General features: G+C 52.1%; 21 protein-coding genes. 10 read left to right on the top strand and 11 right to left on the bottom strand.

Annotation, left to right across the window (positions count from 1 at the left end; all coding sequences use genetic code 11):
* Positions 1-41 precede the first annotated feature (41 nt).
* Both DW350_RS04375 and ppk2 read left to right on the top strand, forming a co-directional pair.
* Positions 42-494: an EVE domain-containing protein gene (locus DW350_RS04375; RefSeq protein WP_115717702.1), complete on the top strand. Its 453-nt coding sequence runs from the start codon at positions 42-44 to the stop codon at positions 492-494.
* On the top strand, positions 491-1,252 hold the full coding sequence (gene ppk2, locus DW350_RS04370) for a polyphosphate kinase 2 (RefSeq protein WP_115717701.1): 762 nt from the start codon (positions 491-493) through the stop codon (positions 1,250-1,252). Before DW350_RS04375 ends, ppk2 begins: the two co-directional genes overlap by 4 nt.
* Positions 1,253-1,273: 21 nt before the next feature.
* Here the strand turns inward: ppk2 and phoU are convergent, their stop codons facing one another.
* From phoU to DW350_RS04350, 4 genes are read right to left on the bottom strand one after another with little or no spacing between them, the layout of a single operon-like run.
* Positions 1,274-1,987, bottom strand: a complete 714-nt coding sequence (gene phoU / locus DW350_RS04365; RefSeq protein ID WP_115717700.1) for a phosphate signaling complex protein PhoU — start codon at positions 1,985-1,987, stop codon at positions 1,274-1,276.
* Positions 1,988-1,996: 9 nt separating this feature from the next.
* Positions 1,997-2,797, bottom strand: a complete 801-nt coding sequence (pstB, locus tag DW350_RS04360; RefSeq protein WP_336406972.1) for a phosphate ABC transporter ATP-binding protein PstB — start codon at positions 2,795-2,797, stop codon at positions 1,997-1,999.
* Positions 2,798-2,835: 38 nt separating this feature from the next.
* Entirely contained in the window at positions 2,836-4,491 is a 1,656-nt protein-coding gene (pstA, locus tag DW350_RS04355) for a phosphate ABC transporter permease PstA (protein WP_115717698.1), read from the bottom strand.
* A 15-nt stretch (positions 4,492-4,506) separates the two neighbouring features.
* The gene (locus DW350_RS04350; protein ID WP_115717697.1) at positions 4,507-6,726 is read right to left on the bottom strand and encodes an ABC transporter permease subunit; all 2,220 of its coding nucleotides are present in this window, start codon (positions 6,724-6,726) and stop codon (positions 4,507-4,509) included.
* Positions 6,727-6,856: 130 nt separating this feature from the next.
* Here DW350_RS04350 and DW350_RS04345 point away from each other — a divergent pair, with 130 nt between their 5' ends.
* From DW350_RS04345 to DW350_RS04330, 4 genes are all read left to right on the top strand, one after another.
* Positions 6,857-7,372, top strand: a complete 516-nt coding sequence (locus DW350_RS04345; RefSeq protein WP_115717696.1) for a glycine cleavage system transcriptional repressor — start codon at positions 6,857-6,859, stop codon at positions 7,370-7,372.
* A gap of 69 nt (positions 7,373-7,441) precedes the next feature.
* Entirely contained in the window at positions 7,442-9,508 is a 2,067-nt protein-coding gene (gene ppk1 / locus DW350_RS04340) for a polyphosphate kinase 1 (protein WP_115720563.1), read from the top strand.
* Complete coding sequence (gene ppx / locus DW350_RS04335) at positions 9,505-10,992, top strand: exopolyphosphatase (protein ID WP_115717695.1); 1,488 nt, start codon at positions 9,505-9,507, stop codon at positions 10,990-10,992. The genes ppk1 and ppx overlap by 4 nt, the downstream gene beginning before the upstream one ends.
* Before the next feature lie 106 nt (positions 10,993-11,098).
* On the top strand, positions 11,099-11,878 hold the full coding sequence (locus DW350_RS04330) for an arylamine N-acetyltransferase family protein (RefSeq protein ID WP_115717694.1): 780 nt from the start codon (positions 11,099-11,101) through the stop codon (positions 11,876-11,878).
* Here DW350_RS04330 and DW350_RS04325 read toward each other — a convergent pair.
* The 5 genes from DW350_RS04325 to DW350_RS04305 all read right to left on the bottom strand — a co-directional run bounded on the left by DW350_RS04325 (position 11,865) and on the right by DW350_RS04305 (position 16,888).
* Entirely contained in the window at positions 11,865-12,842 is a 978-nt protein-coding gene (locus tag DW350_RS04325) for a PstS family phosphate ABC transporter substrate-binding protein (protein ID WP_115717693.1), read from the bottom strand. The two genes, DW350_RS04330 and DW350_RS04325, sit on opposite strands and share 14 nt — an antisense overlap.
* 63 nt (positions 12,843-12,905) lie before the next feature.
* Complete coding sequence (phoR, locus tag DW350_RS04320) at positions 12,906-14,225, bottom strand: phosphate regulon sensor histidine kinase PhoR (RefSeq protein WP_115717692.1); 1,320 nt, start codon at positions 14,223-14,225, stop codon at positions 12,906-12,908.
* A 3-nt stretch (positions 14,226-14,228) separates the two neighbouring features.
* On the bottom strand, positions 14,229-14,918 hold the full coding sequence (gene phoB / locus DW350_RS04315; RefSeq protein ID WP_115720562.1) for a phosphate regulon transcriptional regulator PhoB: 690 nt from the start codon (positions 14,916-14,918) through the stop codon (positions 14,229-14,231).
* 262 nt (positions 14,919-15,180) lie between these two features.
* Positions 15,181-16,164: a porin gene (locus DW350_RS04310; protein WP_115717691.1), complete on the bottom strand. Its 984-nt coding sequence runs from the start codon at positions 16,162-16,164 to the stop codon at positions 15,181-15,183.
* Between the two features lie 184 nt (positions 16,165-16,348).
* Complete coding sequence (locus DW350_RS04305; RefSeq protein WP_115717690.1) at positions 16,349-16,888, bottom strand: O-acetyl-ADP-ribose deacetylase; 540 nt, start codon at positions 16,886-16,888, stop codon at positions 16,349-16,351.
* Between the two features lie 148 nt (positions 16,889-17,036).
* Here DW350_RS04305 and tal point away from each other — a divergent pair, with 148 nt between their 5' ends.
* From tal to DW350_RS04290, 3 genes are all read left to right on the top strand, one after another.
* On the top strand, positions 17,037-17,987 hold the full coding sequence (gene tal / locus DW350_RS04300; protein WP_115717689.1) for a transaldolase: 951 nt from the start codon (positions 17,037-17,039) through the stop codon (positions 17,985-17,987).
* Between the two features lie 42 nt (positions 17,988-18,029).
* Positions 18,030-19,682 (top strand): glucose-6-phosphate isomerase, encoded by a 1,653-nt coding sequence (pgi, locus tag DW350_RS04295; protein ID WP_115717688.1) that lies wholly within the window; start codon positions 18,030-18,032, stop codon positions 19,680-19,682.
* Between the two features lie 84 nt (positions 19,683-19,766).
* Entirely contained in the window at positions 19,767-19,955 is a 189-nt protein-coding gene (locus tag DW350_RS04290) for a DUF3545 family protein (RefSeq protein ID WP_115717687.1), read from the top strand.
* Between the two features lie 46 nt (positions 19,956-20,001).
* On the opposite strand, the gene DW350_RS04285 is transcribed toward DW350_RS04290, so the two are convergent.
* Together DW350_RS04285 and ung are read right to left on the bottom strand one after the other, a co-directional pair.
* Complete coding sequence (locus DW350_RS04285; protein ID WP_115717686.1) at positions 20,002-20,535, bottom strand: hemerythrin domain-containing protein; 534 nt, start codon at positions 20,533-20,535, stop codon at positions 20,002-20,004.
* 92 nt (positions 20,536-20,627) lie between these two features.
* Positions 20,628-21,290: a uracil-DNA glycosylase gene (gene ung / locus DW350_RS04280; protein WP_115717685.1), complete on the bottom strand. Its 663-nt coding sequence runs from the start codon at positions 21,288-21,290 to the stop codon at positions 20,628-20,630.
* A gap of 71 nt (positions 21,291-21,361) precedes the next feature.
* Here ung and aceK point away from each other — a divergent pair, with 71 nt between their 5' ends.
* Entirely contained in the window at positions 21,362-22,990 is a 1,629-nt protein-coding gene (gene aceK, locus DW350_RS04275) for a bifunctional isocitrate dehydrogenase kinase/phosphatase (RefSeq protein WP_192954802.1), read from the top strand.
* Positions 22,991-23,029: the final 39 nt, after the last annotated feature.

Here is a 23,029-nt window from a genome sequence, read left to right as displayed (position 1 = left end):
TGCTAGGCTGCCATTAAAAACTATGGCACAGAGAGATTTTTATGCCTTACTGGTTGCTGAAGACAGAGCCGGATCTCTTCTCTATTCGTGATCTAGCCGAAAAAAATACCACGCCATGGGACGGTGTTCGCAATTATCAGGCCCGCAACTTCATGGATCAGATGCGACTGGGCGATCGCGTCTTCCTTTACCATTCCAGCTGTAAAGAGGTTGGGATCGCCGGAATTGGCGAGGTGGTCAGAGAAAGCTATCCCGACGTCAGCCAGTTTGACGACAAAAGCCCCTACTTTGATCCTAAATCAGATCCCGCCAAGCCGCGCTGGCGCTGTGTGGACATCGGCTTTGTTGAAAGTTGGCCAAAGGTGCTACCGCTGGCACGCCTAAAAAGCGAGGCGGCGCTGGCCGATATGCCCTTGGTGCAAAAAGGTAGTCGCCTGTCGGTGATGCCGGTAACAGACCAGCAATGGCAGCATATTTTAGGGATCAAACCATGAACAAGGAAAAGTACCTGGCAGAACTAGAACGTCTGCAAATCGAGTTGGTAAAGCTGCAGCAATGGATACAACAGCAAAAACTCAGGGTGGTGGTGCTGTTTGAAGGCCGCGATGCCGCAGGCAAAGGCGGCATTATTAAAACCATTACCGCCCACCTCAACCCCCGGCACGTAAAAACCGTTGCGTTAGGGGTGCCCACCGAACGTGAAGAAAACCAGTGGTATTTTCAGCGCTACGTGCCACACCTGCCTGCGGCTGGCGAAATGGTGCTGTTTGACCGCTCTTGGTATAACCGCGCCGGCGTAGAAAAGGTCATGGGGTTTTGTAGCCACGACCAGTACCAACGCTTTATGAGCGCCTGCCCGACCTTTGAAAAGCTACTTGTTGATGACGGCATCATCGTTATCAAGTACTGGTTGAATGTGTCACCAGAAGAGCAGCAGCGCCGATTCCAGTCGCGCCTTGATAACCCATTAAAACGCTGGAAGTTTTCAGAAATGGACTTGGAAGGCAGAGAACGCTGGCAGGCCTATTCCAAGGCGCGCGATACCATGCTAGACAGCACCGATACCGAGCATTGCCCCTGGTTTATCGTCGATGCCAACAACAAGAAAAAGGCCCGGCTGAACTGCATTCGCCACTTATTAACGGTATTGCCCTACCACGCTACTACCTTTCCCCATGTCGAACTGGGTGAGGTTAAAGGTAAAGAATTGCCACCAGGTCAAGACCGCCACTGGATAACGGCCCATTATTAAAAAGCGCCCAAGGGCGCTTTTTTAATGTCCTTTAATATCATTCTCAAAATCGGCGCGGGCGATATGTCGCACGTCTTTACCTTTTACAAAATAGATAATGTATTCACAGATATTTTGGCACCTGTCACCAATACGCTCTAACGCGCGCGCCGCCCACATCACTTCAATGACTTTTGGAATGGAGCGCGGATCTTCCATCATGTAGGTCATCAATTCGCGAAACAGCGATTCATATTCGCGGTCAACTCGCACGTCTTCGGCATGTAGGGAAAGCGCCGCGTCCACATCCATACGGGCAAAGGCATCAAGGGTGTCGCGCACCATTTTCAGCACGTGATAAGCCATCGATTCCAGGCTGACCACCAGGCTTAACTGCTGGCTTTCAAAACTGCCCAAGGCGATTTTGGCAATACGCTCGGCGGTATCCCCAATGCGCTCCAAATCGGCAATGGTTTTAATAATGGCAATCACCAAACGCAGATCAGAAGCCGCCGGCTGGCGCTTGGCAATAATGCGGGTGCATTCTTCATCGATAGCCACTTCCATGGCGTTCACTTGGCGATCGCCTTCCACCACTTTTTCCGCCAGGATGGCATCACGGTCATGAACGGCGCGAATGGCATCATCCAGTTGCTTTTCCACCAGGCCGCCCATGGTCAGCACCATATTGCGCACCTGTTCCAGTTCCTGATTAAACTGGCCGGAGATATGCCGGGAAAGATTCATGTTGTCCATATGGGGTCCTTAACCGTAGCGCCCGGTGATGTAGTCTTCGGTTTTCTTCTTGGCCGGTTTGGTGAAAATGCTGTTGGTATCGGCATACTCAACCAGCTCTCCCATGTACATAAAGGCGGTTTGATCAGAAACCCGGCCAGCCTGTTGCATATTGTGCGTCACAATCACCACGGTGAATTGCTTTTTCAAATCGTTGATAAGCTCTTCGATGGTCAAGGTAGAAATAGGGTCCAGCGCCGAGGTTGGCTCATCAAGTAACAGCACTTCCGGTTCAATGGCTATGGCGCGGGCAATCACCAAACGTTGCTGCTGACCACTGGAAAGTCCAAAGGCGTTTTCATCGAGACGGTCTTTTACTTCGTCCCACAACGCCGCCCCGGTCAGCGACTTTTCTACCGCTTCATCGAGCACGCGCCTATCGTTAATGCCCTGCAAACGCAGGCCATAAACCACGTTTTCATAAATGGATTTAGGAAACGGATTGGGGCGCTGAAATACCATACCCACTTGCCGGCGAAGCGCGGCCACGTCCACATATTTGTCATAGATGTTTTTGCCGCCCAGCAAAATGTTGCCCTCTACCCGGCAACCATCAATCAAATCGTTCATGCGGTTAATACTGCGCAGCAGCGTTGATTTGCCGCAGCCAGACGGGCCGATAAAAGCGGTTACTTTACGCTTGGGAATGGCCATGCTGATATTAAACAGCGCCTGCTTTTTGCCATAAAAGAGATTCAGGCCATCGATGGCAAGGGCGGTTTTTTCCGCTGGCAAATTGCTCAAATCCAAGGGTTGATTGCTCGCAGTCATGTCGGGTCTAAAAGAGATCATAAGTTACAACCATAGCCTTAGTGTTCCAGAGCCCGGAATTTGTCGCGCAAGTGATTACGAATACCAATGGCAGTAATGTTCAGGGCCACAATCACAATGACCAGCAAAAAGGCCGTGGCATAAACCAGCGGCCGCGCCGCCTCTACATTGGGGCTTTGAAAGGCAACATCATAGATATGAAAGCCCAAGTGCATGAATTTTCTATCGAGATGTACAAAGGGGAAATTGCCGTCAACCGGTAACGACGGCGCCAATTTCACCACCCCCACCAGCATCAACGGCGCCACTTCACCGGCGGCGCGGGCCACCGCCAGAATAAGGCCGGTCATAATAGCCGGGCTTGCCATCGGTAACACTATCCGCCACAAGGTCTCGGCTTGCGTAGCGCCCAGGGCCAGCGAGCCCTGGCGCAAACTAAAGGGAATGCGGCTAAGGCCTTCTTCAGTGGAAACAATCACCACTGGCAGCGTTAAAATCGCCAGCGTTAACGCCGACCACAAAATGCCAGGGGTACCGAAAGTCGGGTTAGGTAAGGCGGCCGGGAAAAACAGCTTGTCGATATTTCTGCCAAGAAAATAGACAAAGAACCCCAAACCGAAGACGCCGTAAACAATAGAAGGCACCCCAGCCAGGTTGATAACGGCAATACGAATGACCTTAGTAATGGCGTTTTTACCGGCGTATTCATGCAGATATACCGCCGCCATTACCCCAAAGGGGGTAACAATCACCGACATCAACAGCACCATAAAGACGGTGCCGAAAATGGCCGGGAACACGCCACCTTCGGTATTGGCTTCACGGGGCGGGTCAGACACAAAATGCCAAATGCCGCTGAAATAACGCGCCACTTTTTGGGTGGTGGTCATGTTGTTGGGGTAGCTGACATCCAGCACTTGTGCCAACGGCAATTGCACCGCTTTACCGCCCATCATTTTTACCGTGACTAAACGGTTATCCATGGCGTGGCGAAGCGTAAACAACTGTTTGGCAAGCACTTGATATTGCTCGTGTAAACGTTGGCGCTGTTGGTCAATCAGCTGCTCGTCACTGGCGGTAAACTGGTGGTTAAGCTGGTCGCCTCGCTCTTTTAAGTGCAGCTGTTGCAATTGGTAGTTGATATGGCCGATATCCTTATCTTGGATATCATCAGCACGCTGGCGAAGGGCGCCAACGTCTGCCACTTGCTGCGCTAATGCCGCTTTGATGTTACTGCCAGAAATGGTCTTACCATTTATTTCAAGCGATTGAATATAGCCATAAAAATTGCCGTTTTCCTGGCGCTCTAGCACCGCAATATCGGCGGGCGTTTGCTTTGATAAGACGTTGGGCGCTAATAGCGTACGAAAATCCAGCCCCAGCTGGTCACGGTTGCCGGTTTTAATCAAATAGCGGGTTACCGAACCATCGCTAGGTAAACCTGGCAAGGTCGCACCCGCATCACGCAAGCGCTGCACCGAAATGGCTTGGCGATCGTAAATTTCACCAATCACCTGCTGCACACTGCCGTCGGCTTGGCGTACCTGCATTTGATAAACATCGGCCGGCCAAAAGTAAGTTAAGCCGCGCCAAGCGATTAACAGCATCAAGCCAAGTACCGAGATAAGGCTGATACTGACCGCGCCTGCTGTCATCCAAATCCACGGAGAGCCTGATTTAAACCAACGCTTCATAGCCACTTAATCCGGTTACAGGGCGCGATAACGTTCACGCAGCCGCTGGCGGATAAACTCGGCCACGGTGTTGAACAAAAAGGTAAACACAAAAAGCACAAAGGCCGCCAAAAAGAGCACCCGATAATGGGAACTGCCCACTTCAGACTCGGCCATTTCTACCGCGATATTGGCTGACAAGGTGCGCATGCCTTCAAAAATGTTCCAGCTCATCACCGGCGTATTACCGGTGGCCATCAGTACTATCATGGTTTCACCAACGGCGCGGCCAAGCCCCATCATCACCGCCGAAAAAATGCCCGGGCTCGCTGTTAACAAGATAACTCGCGTCAAGGTCTGCCAGCGGGTAGCTCCCAGGGCTAAAGAGCCTTGAGTCAAATGCTTTGGCACCGAAAACACCGCATCTTCGGCGATGGTAAAAATGGTAGGGATCACCGCAAACCCCATGGCAATGCCCACAACCAAGGCGTTACGTTGGTCAAAGTTAATGCCCAGCACGTGGGTAACATAAAGGCGGGTATCGCCGCCAAAGAACCACTGTTCCATTAGCGGGCTCATGGCCATCGCCAAATAGCCCATCAATACCAATGGCGGCACCAAAATCAGTGCATGCCACCCCTCTGGCACCCGGTCGCGCACGCTATGCGGCAGCTTATGCCACAGCGCCGCCATGGCCAGCATGGTCAGCGGTAACACCAACACCAACGCCACAATACCGGGCAGGTTTTCTTCAATCAGCGGTGCCAGCCAAAGCCCGGCTAAAAAGCCAAGAATAACGGTGGGCAGCGCTTCCATGATTTCAACGGTGGGCTTAATAAAACGGCGCATGCCAGGCGACATGAAATACGCGGTATAAATGGCGCCCGCCAAAGCCAGCGGCGTGGCAAACAGCATCGCGTAAAAGGCCGCCTTTAAGGTACCAAAAGCCAGCGGCGCCAAGCTGAGTTTGGACTCAAAATCATCGGCAGCGGAGCTAGACTGCCACACATAGTCTGGCGCCTTATAACCTTCGTACCAGACCTTCTCCCACAGCGCCTTCCAACTGACTTCAGGGTGGGCGTTGGCCACTTTATAAAACTGCAGCGTTTTCCCGTCACAGAGCAATAAACCATTGGCGCGGGGGGAGTAGGCCATTTCGGTGGCATGCTGGGGCAGTTTTTGTTGCAGCAGCAAGCGGTCTGAGGTGGCATAAAACATCGCCAGCTTGCCGCCACTGCCCGAGGCCACGAAACCTTTACGGTTAAATTCGCTGCTAATAGCCGCTACCGGCTGACCAAGAGTAAAGTCGCGAATATGCGCAAAATGGCGTTTGGGCTGGCCCACCACTTCAAACCACTGGCTAATTTTGCCTTGGGCAGTGCCGGTCAAAATGGAATTTGCCCCCGATAAAAAGCTGACCGCCGTTACTGGGTCGCTGGCATTAGACAGCTGCAGCACCTGTGTGATGTGGCCATGCGCCGGGTCGCCAATATCAAAAACCGCCAGCTGATGCGCAGTAAACGCATAGAACTGGCGAAGATTGGGGTTTACCCGCAGCATGGTGAAGTGCTTGCCTTGGGTGTTGATTTCATGGCGAGCTTGTTGCCACTGTTTTTGGCCAGTGAGGAAGTTTTCTTTGGCATCAAGCCGTGTTAGCCACAATTGGCCGGTATTGCTGCTGGCCAGGATCACCGCACCTTGATTGTTGTATTCAAACGCGAGCGCCGTAATGTGTTGGCCGTTTGGCACGACGCTAATGGGCGCGGGGCCCAGGGGATAACGCGGCTGGCCGCTAATCGTCCGAGTATTATCGCTATAACGCACGTTAAAACTGGCTTTGACCACCCAGACCTCACCACCACCACTGGCAAGGGCATAGCTTTGTTGTACTGGCAGGCTGGCCGCAAAGCTGGTCACCGGCCCAGACAAAGCAAAATGCTCGGTTTCCTTACCGGCTGTGGGGCCTTTAACAGCAAAATACTGTAACTGGCCGTCGGCCGTGAGGCGGTAGCCCAAGGTATTTTGTTCATCTACACCTAACGCCAGGGTCTTAGCGCCGGTTAACGGCCAACTGGCCAGGCGGGACATTTGTGCGCCCTTAAAGAGCGGCAAAATCACATACAGCAGATAAAAGAAGATCAGTAATAAGGCGGCCAGCACAAAAATGCCCCCCAAGGTCACACCATACTTGGCCAGGCGGTCTTTAATAAGACGCTTACGGTTAGCGGCCAAGTGCATGGAATGCGCTTGCGACATGACGACCTCGGGGAAAAGTTAAGCAGGCGATTATATTGAAGTTTTATGACAGTTGCATTACAGCCCACTGACTTTACAGAGCCGACAGCAGCTGCTAATTCTTTCTATAACAGTAACATAAGGATACTTTATGCGACACTTGGCATTGTGTGTTTTTGGCCCTGACAAGCCAGGGATCGTTGAAAAATTGTCCCGCTTGGTATTTGAACATCAAGGCAGCTGGTTTGGCGCCAGCCTGGCTCATTTAGCGGGGCGCTTTGCGGGCATTGTCGATATAAAGATCCCCGACGAACATTTTACCGCCTTTTCTGCCGCCATCCGCGACCTGGAAGACTTAGACATTCGCATTGCCGAAGGCGGCCCACTCACTGCCGAGCATATTGATTGCAGAGACTGCGACCTCAGCCTTATGGCTAACGACCGCACCGGTATTGTCCATGAGCTCACCAGCACCTTAGCGACGCTTGGGGTCAATATTGAAGAGATGACCACCAAATGCCGCCCTGCCCACAACTACGGCGAGCTCTTTATCGCCAAAGCCAAGTTGCGCGTGCCCAACGGCGTGTCGCTGGATGAAATTCAGGTTCGCCTGGAAGCCTGTGGCGACGACTGGATGCTGGAGTTGGATGAGCCAACTGTCACATAACCGTCATATAAACAGCCCAAGGGACCTCTAGAATGCGGGCTGTCACCAACTTTCATGGATTTGCCGTTGATGAGCGCCGTTGTCCCCTTTTTCGAAAAAGAACTGTCCTGGCTTTCGTTCAATGAACGGGTGTTACAAGAAGCCGCCGATACCTCGGTTCCCATTATCGAGCGGATCCGCTTTTTGGGGATCTACTCCAACAACATGGACGAGTTTTTCCGGGTACGGGTGGCTGACGTGCGCCGCCGGGCGCTCTACCACGAAGAAACCGGCCAAGATCCAGACGCCCTGGTACTGCTGGCGAAAATTCAGCAAAAAGTGATGGCTCTGCAAAGCCGTTTTGACGAGCTGTACCACGACTGCATGCTGGCATTGGCGCGCTACCACATCGTCTTGGTTAACGAAAAGCAGCTAACCGACACCCAAAAAGCCTGGGTTGATGACTACTTCCAGCAAAAAATACTGCGCCACGTCGCCCCCATCATTATTCAAAAGGGCGTGGATTTGGTGGTCAGCCTCAAAGACGACGCCACCTATCTGGTGGTGGAAATCAAAAAAGACGAGCACATCCAATACGCCATGGTAGAAGTGCCCGCCACCTCGGTACCGCGCTTTGTGAAAGTGCCAGACGACAGCCCGCGCCAACGCAAAACACTGATCTTATTGGACAACACGATCAGGCTTTGCCTAACGCAAGTATTTAGGGGCTTTTTTGAGTTCGACAGCTTAGCGGCCTATTCGATGAAAATGACCCGCGATGCTGACTACGAGTTAGAAGACGAAATTTCCTTAAGCTTGCTCGAGCAAACCAGCCTTGGCCTTAAACAGCGCTTAACTGCCGAGCCAGTGCGGTTGGTGTATGACCGGGAAATGCCGCAACCGATGCTCGATATGCTGGTCAAGGAACTGGGCATTTCGAACCTCGACGCCATGGTACCGGGCGGGCGCTACCATAATTTTAAAGATTTCATGGGCTTTCCCAACGTTGGCCGCAAGTACTTGGAATACGACAAGCTGCCGCCGTTAAGTAGCCAAGCGTTTTTTAAACACGACACCGCCTTTGATGCCATCAGTGCTGGCGATATTTTGGTTTATTACCCCTATTACAAATTCCGCCATTTCACCGAATTTGTTCGCCAAGCCGCTTTTGACCCCAAAGTGAAAACCATCAAAATTAACTTTTACCGCTTGGCCAAGAATTCGCGCATCGTGCAGTCACTGATTGATGCGGTGAATAACGGCAAGCAAGTGTTGGCCGTGGTTGAGCTGCGGGCCCGCTTTGACGAAGCTGCCAATATTGAGTGGGCCAGAAAAATGACCGAAGCGGGCATTCGGGTCGCCTTTGGTATTCCTAGCTTAAAGGTGCACTGCAAGCTCTGTGTGGTTGGCCGTGAAGAAAATGGCGAACTGAAACGCTACGCCCATTTCGGCACCGGCAACTTCCATGAAAAAACCGCCAAAATCTACACCGACTACAGCTTGTTCACCACCCACCCCGAGCTAACCCTGGAAGCTGAAAACGTCTTCGACTTCATTATTAACTCTTATAAGCGCTTTAAATTTAATCACTTACTGGTATCACCCGTGAATGCCCGCCGCCGCTTGCTGGCACTTATCGACCAGGAAATCGATAACGCCAAAAAAGGCTTACCTGCGGCCATCACCTTCAAAATCAACAACCTGGTTGATAAAGAAATCGAGCACCGCCTCTATCACGCCAGTCAAAGCGGGGTAAAGGTCAGGCTGATCATTCGTGGCATGTGCTCTTTGCGCCCGGGCATTGAGGGGCTTTCGGAAAACATTCAAGCCATCAGTATTGTTGGCCGCTTTTTAGAACACCCGCGGGTGCTGGTGTTTCATGGCAATGGCCAAGATTTGGTGTTTATCAGCTCAGCCGATTTAATGACCCGCAACCTCGACCACCGGGTGGAAGTAGGCACGCCCATTCTTGACCCTGTGCTTAAGGGCCGTATTCTCGACATGATAGCGCTGCATTTTCGTGACACCACCAAGGCCCGGGTTATTGATAGCGACCAACAAAACCACTACGTGCGGCGTGGTAACCGCCGTAAACTGCAATCACAGGTAGCCATTTACGAGTACCTGAAAAGGATTGAAACAGGGGATAACCGTTGACCGAAGAGCAAGAAGTGCCGCTGGTATGTGTGGATTTAGGGTCGAACTCCTTCCATTTGTTAAAAGCCAGCCACTTGGAAGGTGCCTTTCGTATTTTGAACAAAGCCAAAGAGCGAGTACGCCTCGCCGAAGGCCTCAGTGAAGGCTACGAGCTAACCGATGCCGCCATGGCCAGGGGCCTTGACTGCCTGGCTAAATTTCGCGAGATCATCGGCCCTATTCCGGCAAGCCGGGTGCGCACCGTTGCCACTTACACGCTGCGCCGCGCGGCCAATGGCGACGCTTTTCTCAAGGCCGCCAAAGCCGTTTACCCCTATCCGATTGAAGTCATTTCCGGCGCTGAAGAAGCGCGGCTTATCTACCAAGGCGTTGCCCATACCCAACCCGGCAGCGACAGCCGTTTGGTGATTGATATTGGTGGCGGTTCCACCGAATTTATCATTGGCCGCGGCATGGAAACGCGGCGCTTGGCAAGCCTGGGGATGGGTTGTGTCAGTTACCAGCAACGCTTTTTTAATGAAGGCAAAATTAGCGAATCGGCCTTTAACAAAGCCGAGACCGCCGCCGCGCAAGAGCTGGAGACCATCGAGCAAAGCTACAAGGACGAAGGCTGGCAGCAGGCCATTGGCTGCTCGGGCACCGTGAAGGCGGTACTGTCTGCCATTCAAGGTAAGTGGCCTGAACAAACCAGCATTAACCTTAAAAAGCTCAAAGCCCTGCGTAAGCACTGCCTGCAAGCCGCAGACACCAACAAGCTCAAACTCAATGATGTTAATGATGAACGCGCCCAGGTTTTCCCGGCCGGGCTAGCCATATTAATTGCCGCCTTTAAAGCGCTGGATATTAGCGAACTGGTTTTTTCGGATGCCGCCTTGCGCGAAGGCTTAATGTTTCAAATGGCACCGGGCCATCATCACCAGGACCCAAGGGACAGAACCGCCCAAGCCCTCGCCGCCCAATATCATGTTGATAGAGCCCAGGCGATGCGGGTGCGCGGTAAAGCCACCCGGCTTTACCGGCAGCTAGGAAAAGACCTGGAGTTTGAAGCGCTGTTAGGTTGGGCGGCCGAGCTCCATGAAGTGGGGCTGCAGATTAACTTTCATGGCGTTCAGCGCCACTCGGCCTACATTCTTGAAAACAGTGACCTGATAGGTTTTAACCAAGACCAGCAGCTGTTGCTGGCGACCTTGGTGCGGTTTTCCAGAAAAAGCCTTAAGCAATTTCACCTGCCACGCTTTAACAATATCAACGAAGCGGATGCCACCTTACTGGTGCGCATCTTAAGGTTGGCGGTGTTATTACACCGCCGCCGGCAAAACCTGCGCTTGCCAGCACTGACCTTAGGCCTCACCGACACCGCACTGGTTCTAGGCTGCCCTGCCCTTTGGTTAAAACGCCACGAACTGGTTGCGGCCGATCTGCAGCAAGAAATGCAATACCAGGCCCAGGCGGGCTGGCAATTACAAATCGAGGCATTGGAATAGCGCCGCCTATTGTGTGAATGCAGGGCGGTTGCCGAAGCCGATTTGTAACAACGCCCTAAGCCGCAGTTGGTTACCCTAACGCTACCGCTTACTGACTTTGATACGGATGCTGACTCCCCGGCAATATCAGCGTTATTTAACCCGGTTAAAGATGGCGGCAAGTCACACGCCGTCGCTTACCCGGCTCAATGCTTTGCAGCTTGCGCACCTTCATTGCTTGCCATTTGAGAACCTCGACATTGCCCTTGGCATTGCTATCAGCCTTGAGCGACAAGCCATACTCAAAAAGCTCCTGGAAAAAGGCCGGGGCGGCTTTTGCTATGAGCTTAACTATGGGTTTTATTGCCTGTTAAAAACGGAAGGTTTTAACGTCACGCTGCTGCAAGCCCAGGTGTTTAGTGACGACAGATTTGGCCCCAACTTTGACCACATGCTATTAAAGGTAGCGCTACCGCAAGGGCCAGTTATTGCCGACGTTGGCTTTGGCGACAGTTTCTTAAAACCACTCGCTATTAACACGGATAAGCAGCGAGACAACGGCCACCACTATCTATTAAAAGCCGCGGCGGGCCGCTGGACACTTTATCAAGACCAAACGCCGCAGCTTCGCTTTGACGAAACCGCACAGCCACTCAGCGCCTTTAGCCAGATGGCTCACTGGCACCAGCATTCACCCCGGTCACACTTTACGCAAAAAGCGATTTGCTCAATGGCAACCAGCAATGGCCGCGTTACCTTAAGCGATAAAACACTGATTAAAACCCAGTTAGGTAAACGCAGTGAAAAGCCAGTTAACAGCCTGGCGCAATACCATGAATTGCTGAACAGCCGTTTTTCACTGGCGATTGACGAGGCGCTGTTAAGCCGCTGGTTTAACGCCAACTAAGGCCGAGCTTGGCTAACTCGACGTTGGCCACACTGGCCGGCAGCGGCACATAACCGTCTTTTTCTACCACTCGCTGGCCAAGGCGCGACAGCACCATTTTGATAAATTCAGCCTGCATCGGGTCAACCGGTTGATCCGGCGCTTTGTTGATATAGATATAGAGAAAACGCGACAACGGATAGGCGCCGTCCAAGGTGTTTTCAGGGGTGGCATCAATGTAGGTTTTACCGCCGTCACGAGACAAGGGTACAGTGCGCACCCCTGAGGTTTTATAGCCAATGCCGGAATAGCCGATGCTATTGAGCGAGGTGCTCACCGACTGCACCACCGACGCGGAGCCGGGCTGTTCGTTAACGGTCTTTTTAAAATCGCCCTTACAAAGGGCATTTTCTTTAAAGTAGCCGTAGGTGCCCGATACCGAGTTACGGCCGTAAAGCTGTATATCGCGGGCGGCCCAGTCACCTTTCAGGCCCAGCTGCCCCCAGTTGGCGATGCTTTGCTCACCGCAGCGCAAGGTAGATGAAAAAATGCCGTCAACCTGCTCCATGGTCAGGCCTTTAATGGGGTTGTCTTTATTGACGTAAACCGCCAGCGCATCAATGGCTACGCGTACCCGGGTGGGTTTATAACCATAGCGCTTTTCAAAGGCATCAATTTCACCGTCTTTCATGGCACGGCTCATCGGGCCAAGCTGGGCAGTACCTTCGGTTAAAGCCGGTGGCGCCGTAGACGAACCGGCGGCCTGAATTTGAATATTGACGTTGGGGTATTGGCGCTGAAATTCCTCTCCCCAAAAGGTCATTAAATTGGCCAAGGTGTCAGACCCCACCGACGACAGACTGCCGGAAATACCGGTGGTTTTATGGTATTCGGGCAAGTTGCTATCAACCCTGGCCAAGGCCGGTAACGCAATCGCTGCCAGGGCCAATATGCCCACTAAGCCTGCCCGTTGCGTTACTTTCATTCTTTACTCCAAAACAGCTTGCCGCGCCTAAAGGCAGTATTGCCTAGCGATATGACAGTAAGGTTACTGATTGCTGGCGCTCAATACATCGTTAACCAACAACTCTTTCGGGATCACAAAGGAAAAAGTACTGCCCTTACCCAGGCGGGATGTGATCTCTAACTTGGAGCGGTGGCGGCTCAGAACGTGCTTAACGATAGACAGCCCCAGCCCTGAACCGCCGGTGTTGCGGCTGCGCGCCTTGTCTACCCGATAAAAACGTTCGGTAATGCGCAAAATATGCTCCGGGGCGATGCCGTCGCCGGTGTCGCTGACGGCAAACTTAGCCCGGCCATCCGCGAGTTTTTTCCAGCTGACCTCGATGGTGCCGCCCGCCGGTGTGTAATGAATGGCGTTGGCCACCAAGTTGGCAAACGCCGACATCATTTGTTCGCTGTCACCACGCATATGCAATGGCGCAATATCAAAATGGATCTGATGCTGTTTGTCACTGTTAAGCGCGCCGCTGTCGGACTCTAACTTGCGCATTAATGCCGGTACATCTACGTCTTTAAGAGACTCCGGTTCACCGCGCGCTTCCAGGCGCGACAGTGCCAACAACTGCTCAACCAAGCTATACATACGGCCTACTTGGTCGGTCATCATCTTATGTGGTTTGCCCCAGGGGCCTTGTTCAAGGCGGGGATCTTCACCGATCATTTCCAAATAGCCCCGCAGCACCGTAAGCGGTGTGCGCAGCTCATGGGAAACATTGGCCACAAAGTCGCGGCGCATCTGTTCCAGTTGCTGCAAGCGGGTAACGTCACGCGCCACCATCAGCGTTTCGTTGGCGGTATAGGGAATAACGCGAATTTCCACGCTGGCCATAGGTAACACCGGCGATGGAATGATCAAGGGTTCTTGGAATTGCTGCTTTTTGATATAGGCCAGAAATTCCGGGCGGCGCAGCAGGTTGTCGATACGCTGGCCGTGGTCGTCTGGCCAGCGAAACCCCAGCATGGTGGTGGCCAGCTTGTTACACCAAACGATATCGCGCTCTTCGTTGATCACCACCACCGCATCGGGCAATGCTTCGGTGCCTTCACGAAAACGCTTAAGCAATTTCCCAAGCTCTTTACGGCGCTTAAGGTTTTTGCGCTGCAAAAAGTAGACGCCGTCAAAAGCAAATTGCCAGGTACCGCTGCCTCTTGGTGGCGTAAATTGCCGGCCATTCCAGAGCCAGCGAACCAACAGGTAAAGCTGCCAATAGTGCCAGCAAACCAGCCCCAAGGCGCCCGCCAACAACACCAGCAGCGGCGCACCCACTACCACACCTACAACCGCTAATATGGCGCCGTATAACAGCAGGCTCCAGCCCAGACGCCACCAAGAAAAGTGATGCATTAATCAGACTCGGTTGGAAAAACGGTAGCCGGCGCCGCGCACGGTTTGTACCAAGCGGTCGTGGCCATAGCTTTCCAGGGCTTTGCGTAAGCGGCGGATATGCACATCAACGGTGCGATCTTCCACATAGACATTGGTGCCCCAAACGTTGTCCAAAAGCTGTTCACGGCTATAAACCCGCTCGGGGTGGGTCATAAAAAAGTGCAGCAGCTTAAACTCGGTAGGGCCCATATCGACCGACTCTTCATTAGCGGTAACGCGGTGTGATACAGGGTCCAGACGCAGCCCTTGCACGTCGATAACGTCATCAACGTTGGTCGGCGAAGTGCGGCGCATCACCGCTTTGATACGGGCCATCAATTCTTTGGGTGAGAACGGCTTGGTGATGTAGTCGTCGGCTCCCACTTCCAGGCCCCGAACTTTGTCTTCTTCTTCACCACGGGCGGTGATCATAATGATGGGAATTTGCCGCGTGTATTCATTCTGCTTCATGGTTTTCGCCATTTGCAGACCAGAACCACCTGGCAGCATCCAGTCGAGTAATACCAAGTCAGGAAACGGCTCTTGCAGCTTGGCTTGAGCCATGGCCAGATCTTCGGCTTCAACAGGCTGATAGCCGTTCTGATCGAGAATAAAGGCCAGCATTTCCCGGATGGGAGCTTCGTCTTCAACTATCAATACACGTCTTGCCATGGGCATGATCTCTGTTCATTGCAATCGGCTGACATTATTGTGAATCATTGTGACAGTTTTATGACCCAAAGACCGAGAAAGAACAGCCTTTTAAAATTAATAAACTGATATTTATAGAAAAATAGAAGTTAGCAAACACTTGCATTTTTCTTCAAATCACCAGGTTCACCGCCAGCAAAATAAATGAGAAAGGCATAACGGCCATCAGGCCTGTGCCAACAAAAAAGGGAGGCTAAGCCTCCCTTTTTTACGTATGGCGGGCTTAGAATTTTTGCTCAATACCCAGTGCCAGGTAGTTGCCGTCGTCTTCACCGTCAATAGCAGCGAACTTGGTGTAGAAGGCGTAAACCTTGGTGGTGTTACCCAGTTTGTAGTCAATACCGGCTGAAGTGGCGTTTTTGTAGTTAGTGGCGCCCAAATCATGCAGATCAGAGTCTTGGTATTGCAGCTTCAGGGTGATTTTATCAATCACGTAAGCACCGCTGACCAAGAAGCCATCGTAATCGAGGCTGGTGTCACCAGAATTTTCACCTTTTTGATACATACCGCCCAGGATGAAAGCGCCAAATTTGGCTTGGGCAGAAGCACGCAGGGTGTTGTAGCCAGCAACGTCGTCGTCATAAGCAACTGAGGCGTAGTAGCTGGTTTTTTTCAGGTGGGAATCACCCAGCATGGCGGCAACAGAGACGCCGTCGCTGTAGTCACCGTCACTTTTTTCACGCTGTGAGGTGTTGTCTTCAGTGATGTAAGACACGCCCATTTTGAACAGGCCACCGAAGGTCGGTGTTTCGTAGGTGAAAGAATCGCCCAGACGGTTGTCGCCTTTAAACAGGGTTTTCAAGTCACCTTGCAGGTCGTTGAACTGGTCAACACCACCTTGGGACTGCTTGAGCATAGTGTCGTTACGGCCAACCAAGGCAGTACCAAAGCCACCACGCAGGCCCACGAACTGGTTACGCGCTTTGATGTTATCGGTAGAGCTTTTGGATGCATCTTCGTCAGTGACGTTGACTTCCCATTCCATCTGGTAAATGGCTTCCAGGCCATCGGTCAGGTCAGCACTGCCCTTTACACCAAAGCGAGAAGCATTGCTTTTCACTTCTGTTTTAGACTCACCCGTGTCGGAATTTTGAACGTCTACGTTAATTTTACCGTAGATGTTTACAAGGTCATCGGTGGCGGCGGCAGCGTGGCCAGCCAGGCCCATCAACAAAGATGCAGCAACAGCAGACTTAGCAAAGTTCATTTTCTTACCCCAAAAAAGTGTCAACACACTAAATAAAAAACCTTTCGGCGAACGACGGGCATATTGTCAAAGGTATGTGACAGTTTTATTGCTTGGGGTCGCTGGAAAGAAAAAATCGCAAACGTTTTCTATCCAGCGACGAATTGGGGGTTTTGCAGGGGAATTTTGGGGGGTATGAACAGCCTTAGGCAGGCTCTCTAAAGCGGTCCAGGCTGTATTGCCAGATTTGCGCCTGTTTTTGGTCAAAACCAACCAGCCAGATTTGCTTGTTGAGCAAGCAATCATTCAGGGCCTTATATAGGCTTGCTACCGCAATGTCACTGGCTTGCTCTGGGGGATAACCATAAACACCACAACTAATGGCAGGAAAGGCAATACTGACAATCCCTTCCTGGTCTGCCAGCAAAAGGCTGTTACGATAGCAACTCGCTAACAGTGCCGCTTCGCCTTGATTACCGCCGTGCCAAACGGGCCCAACGGTATGTAGCAGATACTGCGCAGCAAGATTAAAGCCCGGCGTTAATTTAGCTTGGCCGGTTTCGCAGCCACCAAGGCCGGCACAATATTGTTTCAGCTCGGGGCCTGCGGCTTGGTGAATGGCACCATCGACACCGCCGCCACCCAATAAGGTAGGGTTAGCAGCATTCACAATGGCATCTACGGGCAGCCGGGTAATATCTCCCTGCCAAACCCGCATAAAGAAGTTGGTGTTGCTCGATTTCATTTGCTCTCATCCGACCAGTCTGACAAGAAAGCGTTTTCGCTCTTTTTATTCACTGAAATTCTCTATTACCCTAGCTAAGCTGATTTTTCCAGTTGCCGTGAACCAGCGTTTGTAAGAAATTTTCAGACATTCCAAGACAGAGGGAAGTATGTCCAATCAACTTGACCAGCTCAGTGCTCTAACCACCATAGTGGCAGATACCGGGGAAATTGACGCAATTCGTCAATATCAGCCTCAGGATGCGACAACGAACCCGTCATTGATCCTCAAGGCTGCTTCGTTGCCAGAGTATCAGGTTCTGGTGAACGATGCCCTGACCTGGGCCAAGGCGCAAAGCTCTGATGCCAAGAGCCAAGTAGAAAACGCCATGGACAAACTGGCTGTGAATTTTGGTGTGGCGATCTTGGACATTGTGCCGGGCCGCGTTTCCACCGAAGTTGATGCCCGGTTATCCTTCGATACCCAAGCAACCATCGATAAAGCCAGAAAGCTGGTTGCACTCTATAAAGAAGCCGGGGTCGGCACCGAGCGGATCCTGATTAAAATTGCCGCCACCTGGGAAGGCATTCGCGCCGCAGAAATTCTTGAAAAAGAGGGGATTAACTGTAACCTCACCTTATTATTCTCCTTTGCCCAAGCCAGGGCTTGCGCCGAAGCCGGTGTGTATTTGATCTCCCCCTTCGTTGGCCGCATCCTTGACTGGTACAAAGCCAATACCGGTAAAGAGTACGGTGCCGAGGATGATCCGGGGGTGGTATCGGTAACCCGCATCTACGACTACTTCAAAACCCACGGTTACCCCACGGTTGTGATGGGTGCCTCGTTCCGTAATGTCGGTGAGATCTTAGCGCTGGCTGGCTGCGACCGCCTGACAATTGGCCCGGCGCTGTTGGCAGAGCTTAAGGCCAGTGACGCACCGGTGACAGCCAAGCTCACTGCCAACCAGGCCTCACAGCCCAAACCAGCGCCCCTAACCGAGGCCGAGTACCGCTGGCAGCACAACAGTGACGCCATGGCGGTAGAAAAGTTAGCTGACGGCATCAGGAAATTTGCCGAAGACCAACTCAAGCTCGAGAAGTTATTGTTAGAAAAACTATGAAACAGGGGGGCAAGTCCCCCTTTATTATTTTTAGAGGAAGCTATGACTGGATTGACACGTTTCCCATCCAATGCCGCCTTAAGTGCGCATCTTAGTGCTCTTCCCGACTTAAAAAGCTTGTTCGCCGCCGACCCGGCACGAGCAGAGCGATTTTGCCTAAGCGCAGCCGGCCTGACGCTCGATTACAGTAAAAATCACCTGACCGATGCAACCTTAGCGCTTTTTGCAAAGCTGGCAGATGAAGCCCATTTAACAGACCGTATCGAAGAGATGTTCGCCGGCAAGGCCATCAACCACACCGAGGGCCGGGCGGTGCTGCATGTAGCGTTACGTGGCAGCACCGATGACGCTGTGATTGCCGAAGGCCAACAGGTCAATCAGGAAGTGGCCCAAACCCTGGCCCGCATGGATGATTTTGTTAGCCAGCTGCACGGCGGTAACTGGCACGGTTTTACCGGCAAAGCCATTACTGATGTTGTCAGTATCGGCATTGGCGGCTCTTTTTTAGGGCCGAAAATTGTTACTGAAGCACTCAAACCCTATTGGCTAAACAACGTTAACGTGCATTTCGTTGCCAATATTGATGGCGCTGCCCTGGCCGACAAGCTTGGCAAGTTAAACCCTGAAACCACCTTGTTTATCACCGCCTCCAAGTCTTTTGGCACCCAGGAAACCCTGACTAACAGCGAAAGCGCCCGTGATTGGTTACAAGCCGCAGGAGCCCGTTTTGAAGACTTGGCCAAGCACTTTGTTGCCGTCACCGCCAATGTGGCCAAAGCACAAGCTTTTGGTATTGCTGCTGGCAATTGCTTTCCCATGTGGGACTGGGTTGGCGGCCGCTATTCGTTGTGGTCAGCCATTGGCTTGCCCATCGCCTTGGCCGTGGGCATGCCAGCGTTTATCGAGCTGCTGGCCGGGGCAAAAGACATGGACTTGCATTTTAAAACCGCCCCTTTAAAAGCCAATATGCCGATGCTGCTGGCACTGATTGGGATCAGCTACATCAATTATCACGGTGCCACCTCCCATGTATTGCTGCCTTATGACCATGGTATGCGTGCCCTGCCCGGTTATGTTCAGCAGTTGGATATGGAGTCAAACGGTAAGGGCAGTCATCGTGATGGGGACAGCGCTCAGCACCTGACCGGCCCGGTGATCTGGGGCGCCGAAGGCACCAACGGCCAACATGCGTTTCATCAACTCCTGCATCAGGGCAAGCAGCTTATTCCAGCCGACTTTATCTTGCCGCTAACCAGCCATTATGCCTTGGGCCGGCACCATGCCATGCTGGCATCAAACTGCTTTGCGCAAAGTCAGGCACTAATGGAAGGCAAAAGCCTCGATAAAGCCAAGCAAGAGCTGGCTAAAAGCGGCTTAACTGACCAGCAAATTGCATCGTTGGCACCACACAAAGTCATGCCGGGTAACCGGCCATCCAACACCTTGCTGATGGACAAGCTAACCCCTAAAACCTTAGGGGCACTGATTGCTCTTTATGAGCATAAGGTATTGGTTCAAGGTGTTTTTTGGGACATTAACTCCTTTGACCAATGGGGTGTAGAACTGGGTAAAGTGCTAGGCAATGCCGTGCTTGAACGTATTGAAAACACCGATGCAGCTTTGGATTTAGACAGCTCCACAAATGGCTTAATCGCACGTTTTCGAGCCTTGAATGCAAAAAAAGGTGACGCATAACACAAGTGCAACAAAGATGCTTTACTTTCGAGCTTCACGTGGTAATTAATTGGGTGACAACAACGCCTAACAACGGGAGTTTCCATGGAAGATATTCAAGATCTACAATTGGCTCTTACCGGTGGGAAACGCGATTCCAGCAAAGCTCGCTCAAGCAATAAAAAGCGATGCTGGCGCGAAATTGAAGACCTTAAAGAAAGGTACCGTTTAAAGCGTGAGCTCGAAGAGATTGACTGGAACAGTGAACACTCACTGGAAGGGATTGAGCTCTAAGTCACATACCGCATAGCAAAAGCCCGGCCATTGGCCGGGCTTTTATTTATTCCTCTTCTTCTTCCTTGAGCTTGTCCCAAAGCGCGCTGTAGTCGGTACTGACCTCGGCACCAAACAATGGGTCCTTTGCCGCTTTTTCCTCCAACTGCTTCTGAAGCTGCAACCAGTCTTGGTCATTCAGTTGCTGCTCAAGTAGCGGAAAAAGGTTTTCTTCTTCAAAGACTAGGTGTGCGCGTTGCTCAAACACAAAGTCTTCCAGGGCAATCAACATTTCATCAAAAGGGACTATGGCATCGTGCAGCACCATGTCCACTCGCTGAGCCAGGCTTTGTGTCGCCCTTTCCAACTGCTGATGTTGCTTTTGCAGCGACAACACCAAGCCGCTATTACCCAGCTTAGCTAACAGTTCGTCTTCCTCTTTGTGATGAACACCATCCACATAGTGATTTAAATAGTCCAGCACATCCTTGAGTACATCGTAATGGACTTCCTGACCTGCCCGTATTGCCGCCGACTTACTGTCCAATAGCGCCAGCAGACGGCGAATACGAGCATGGTCCTGACGCAGCAGTTCCAACATAGGCCCATCCTCCACACAGCTCCTTTAAGGATAGTTGCCGACAACAAGCCATGCCGCAACGCGCAACAAATCGGGGCAATCAGTGGTGGCAACTAGCTCTGCCAATCAATGGGCTCAAGGCCTTGGCGCATTAAAATGGCATTGGTCTGCGAGAAATGACGGCAACCCAAAAAGCCGCGATGTGCTGACAAAGGTGAGGGATGTGGCGCGGTTAACACGTGGTGGCGCTGGCGGTCGATCATCGCACCTTTCTTCTGGGCATGGCTTCCCCACAACAAAAACACCACCCCTTGGCGATGCTCGTTAAGGGCAGCAATAACGGCATCGGTGAAGGTTTCCCAACCCCAACCGGCATGGGAATGGGCATTGGCCTCTTGCACCGTTAAAACGGTATTGAGCAGCAACACCCCTTGGCGTGCCCACAGCTCCAAATTACCATTATCTGGCAGCTGATAACCGGGAATATCGTTGGCTAATTCCTTGAACATGTTCTTTAAAGAAGGCGGTGGTGGCACACCCTCTTTCACCGAAAAACAAAGGCCATGAGCCTGGCCTGCGCCGTGGTAGGGGTCTTGCCCTAACATCACCACTTTTACCTTGTCGAACTCGGTAAAACGAAAGGCATTAAAGACATCTTCTTTTGGGGGATAGATCACTTGGCCGCTGTCCCTGGCTGCCTGTACTCTGGACATGACCGCCTGGAAATAAGGCTTTTGCTTTTCACCACCAATAATGTCGGCCCACTGCTTACTCATGGTTCGGCTCCTTTGTCGTTGTGGCGCACATGCTGCCCAAGGCAAGTCACCGGTGCAAGTAAAGGATGCGCATGAATCCCTTAAGCCACAGTTTTCGCGCCTACTGGCAAGATTTTTTGTATTTAACTAACCAAGCCAGCCGTTGTTTCCAAGCCGCCGACTGGCCGGGCTTGCAGCAGTTAAGCCGTGCTCGGTTCGAACGCCACGATGATGTGGTAAGAGAATTGGTCGCCAGTCTTAATGGCAGTCTGCTGGACTGGCCGTCACTAAAAGTCGATTTTATCCAAGAGCTTGCTAACCACCCGGCCAGGGAACTGGCGCTGACCTTTTTCAACTCGGTACATGCCCGCTTACAACCAGCACAGCCCCGCCCCTTTAATGGCCGCGAGTTAGCACCGCATACCTTGCCGCCTTACCTGCGCCTGCCGATGCAGGACGACCTCAGCGTGCTGATGCAGCAGGTATTGGAAAGCGCCAACCTGCCCATGCCTCTGGCCTATGTGGCTAACCAAGCCACCAAACTGGCACAAGCACTTAAACCGGCAATAGCCAGCCATGATTACCCACTGCACCTGGACATTCTTACCGAGCCTTTGTACCGCAACAAAGGTTGCTACCTATTAGGGCGTCTTAACACCGACCAATTGGCAATTCCCTTCGCCATAGCCTTTTTAAATCGCAACGGCAAGTTAAAAATGGATGCGCTGTTGCTGCAGCGAGACCACATTTCGGTGCTGTTTGGTTTTGCCCGTTCTGACTTTTTAAGCCTTAGCCCGGCGCCTTCGGCACAAGTAGCGTTTTTACAGGCTCTAATGCCACAAAAGCCTGCTTCAGAGCTTTACAACGCCTTGGGTTATTACAAGCATGGCAAAAGCTTGTTGGTTACCGAGCTTGAAGATGCCTTGGCCAAAAAGGGCCGCTTTATTACCGCACCTGGCATTGCCGGGCTGGTGATGATGGTCTTTACCCTCGAAGGGCAAGACCTGGTATTTAAAGTGATCCGTGACCAATTTGGCGACTCTAAAAAGGTCAGCGCCCAACAGGTGATAGAGCGCTACCACCTAGTGCAGCGCCATGACCGCGTTGGCCGCATGGCCGATACCCAGGAATTTATCGATTTACGGCTGCCGCTGGCGCATTTTGACGCCGAGCCTTTGCAAGCACTGCTCGGCACCTGCAGCCAAAGGGCCCGTATTGAAGGCGACATGCTGCACCTGAGCCATTGCTTTACCGAAAGGCGCATGACACCGATGAATATCGCGCTTAATAACCAGCCCGAGCGCAGTGAAGCCATTTTGCGCGAATATGGCCAGGCCTTAAAAGACATTGCCACCGCCGGCATTTTCCCGGGCGATATGCTGTTTAAAAATTTTGGCGTAACCCGCCACGGCCGGGTAATTTTCTATGACTACGACGAATTATGCCCTTTGTCCGAGGTGAACTTCAGAGCCATACCAAAGGCCCAGTATGACCAGGATATGCTAAGCGCCGAACCCTGGTACCCGGTCAACGAAGGAGATGTGTTTCCCGAAGAGTTTCGCCACTTTCTTTGTGCCCGTAAAGATGCCGCCCAGGTGCTTGGCCAGGAGTTTTCTGAACTCTTTAGCCCTGCCTTCTGGCTAAAAGCCCAGGAAAATGCCAAAAAGGGTTTGATGGAGGATTTTTTCCCATATCCTCAGTCGCTTCGCCTACCGGGCTAAGTTCCTGATAGACTGACCGCTTAAAACATCTATGAGAAA

Origin of the sequence: Gallaecimonas mangrovi (genome assembly GCF_003367375.1) — a bacterium.
GTDB classification, from domain to species: Bacteria; Pseudomonadota; Gammaproteobacteria; order Enterobacterales; family Gallaecimonadaceae; genus Gallaecimonas; species Gallaecimonas mangrovi.
The sequence above is the reverse complement of the archived record's forward strand: the minus strand, read 5'-3'. Positions and strand labels throughout refer to the sequence as shown.

Bases quoted from the DNA above. Each gene is read 5' to 3' on its own strand.
- phoR (WP_115717692.1), bottom strand. From the start codon at position 14,225: ATGCATCACTTTTCTTGGTGGCGTCTGGGCTGGAGCCTGCTGTTATAC.
- DW350_RS04325 (WP_115717693.1), bottom strand. From the start codon at position 12,842: ATGAAAGTAACGCAACGGGCAGGCTTAGTGGGCATATTGGCCCTGGCA.
- DW350_RS04350 (WP_115717697.1), bottom strand. From the start codon at position 6,726: ATGTCGCAAGCGCATTCCATGCACTTGGCCGCTAACCGTAAGCGTCTT.
- phoU (WP_115717700.1), bottom strand. From the start codon at position 1,987: ATGGACAACATGAATCTTTCCCGGCATATCTCCGGCCAGTTTAATCAG.
- DW350_RS04330 (WP_115717694.1), top strand. From the start codon at position 11,099: ATGCTGACTCCCCGGCAATATCAGCGTTATTTAACCCGGTTAAAGATG.
- DW350_RS04290 (WP_115717687.1), top strand. From the start codon at position 19,767: ATGGAAGATATTCAAGATCTACAATTGGCTCTTACCGGTGGGAAACGC.
- pstB (WP_336406972.1), bottom strand. From the start codon at position 2,797: ATGACTGCGAGCAATCAACCCTTGGATTTGAGCAATTTGCCAGCGGAA.
- aceK (WP_192954802.1), top strand. From the start codon at position 21,362: ATGAATCCCTTAAGCCACAGTTTTCGCGCCTACTGGCAAGATTTTTTG.
- tal (WP_115717689.1), top strand. From the start codon at position 17,037: ATGTCCAATCAACTTGACCAGCTCAGTGCTCTAACCACCATAGTGGCA.
- ppk1 (WP_115720563.1), top strand. From the start codon at position 7,442: ATGAGCGCCGTTGTCCCCTTTTTCGAAAAAGAACTGTCCTGGCTTTCG.
- DW350_RS04345 (WP_115717696.1), top strand. From the start codon at position 6,857: ATGCGACACTTGGCATTGTGTGTTTTTGGCCCTGACAAGCCAGGGATC.
- DW350_RS04310 (WP_115717691.1), bottom strand. From the start codon at position 16,164: ATGAACTTTGCTAAGTCTGCTGTTGCTGCATCTTTGTTGATGGGCCTG.
- phoB (WP_115720562.1), bottom strand. From the start codon at position 14,918: ATGGCAAGACGTGTATTGATAGTTGAAGACGAAGCTCCCATCCGGGAA.
- DW350_RS04285 (WP_115717686.1), bottom strand. From the start codon at position 20,535: ATGTTGGAACTGCTGCGTCAGGACCATGCTCGTATTCGCCGTCTGCTG.
- pgi (WP_115717688.1), top strand. From the start codon at position 18,030: ATGACTGGATTGACACGTTTCCCATCCAATGCCGCCTTAAGTGCGCAT.
- pstA (WP_115717698.1), bottom strand. From the start codon at position 4,491: ATGAAGCGTTGGTTTAAATCAGGCTCTCCGTGGATTTGGATGACAGCA.
- ung (WP_115717685.1), bottom strand. From the start codon at position 21,290: ATGAGTAAGCAGTGGGCCGACATTATTGGTGGTGAAAAGCAAAAGCCT.
- DW350_RS04305 (WP_115717690.1), bottom strand. From the start codon at position 16,888: ATGAAATCGAGCAACACCAACTTCTTTATGCGGGTTTGGCAGGGAGAT.
- DW350_RS04375 (WP_115717702.1), top strand. From the start codon at position 42: ATGCCTTACTGGTTGCTGAAGACAGAGCCGGATCTCTTCTCTATTCGT.
- ppk2 (WP_115717701.1), top strand. From the start codon at position 491: ATGAACAAGGAAAAGTACCTGGCAGAACTAGAACGTCTGCAAATCGAG.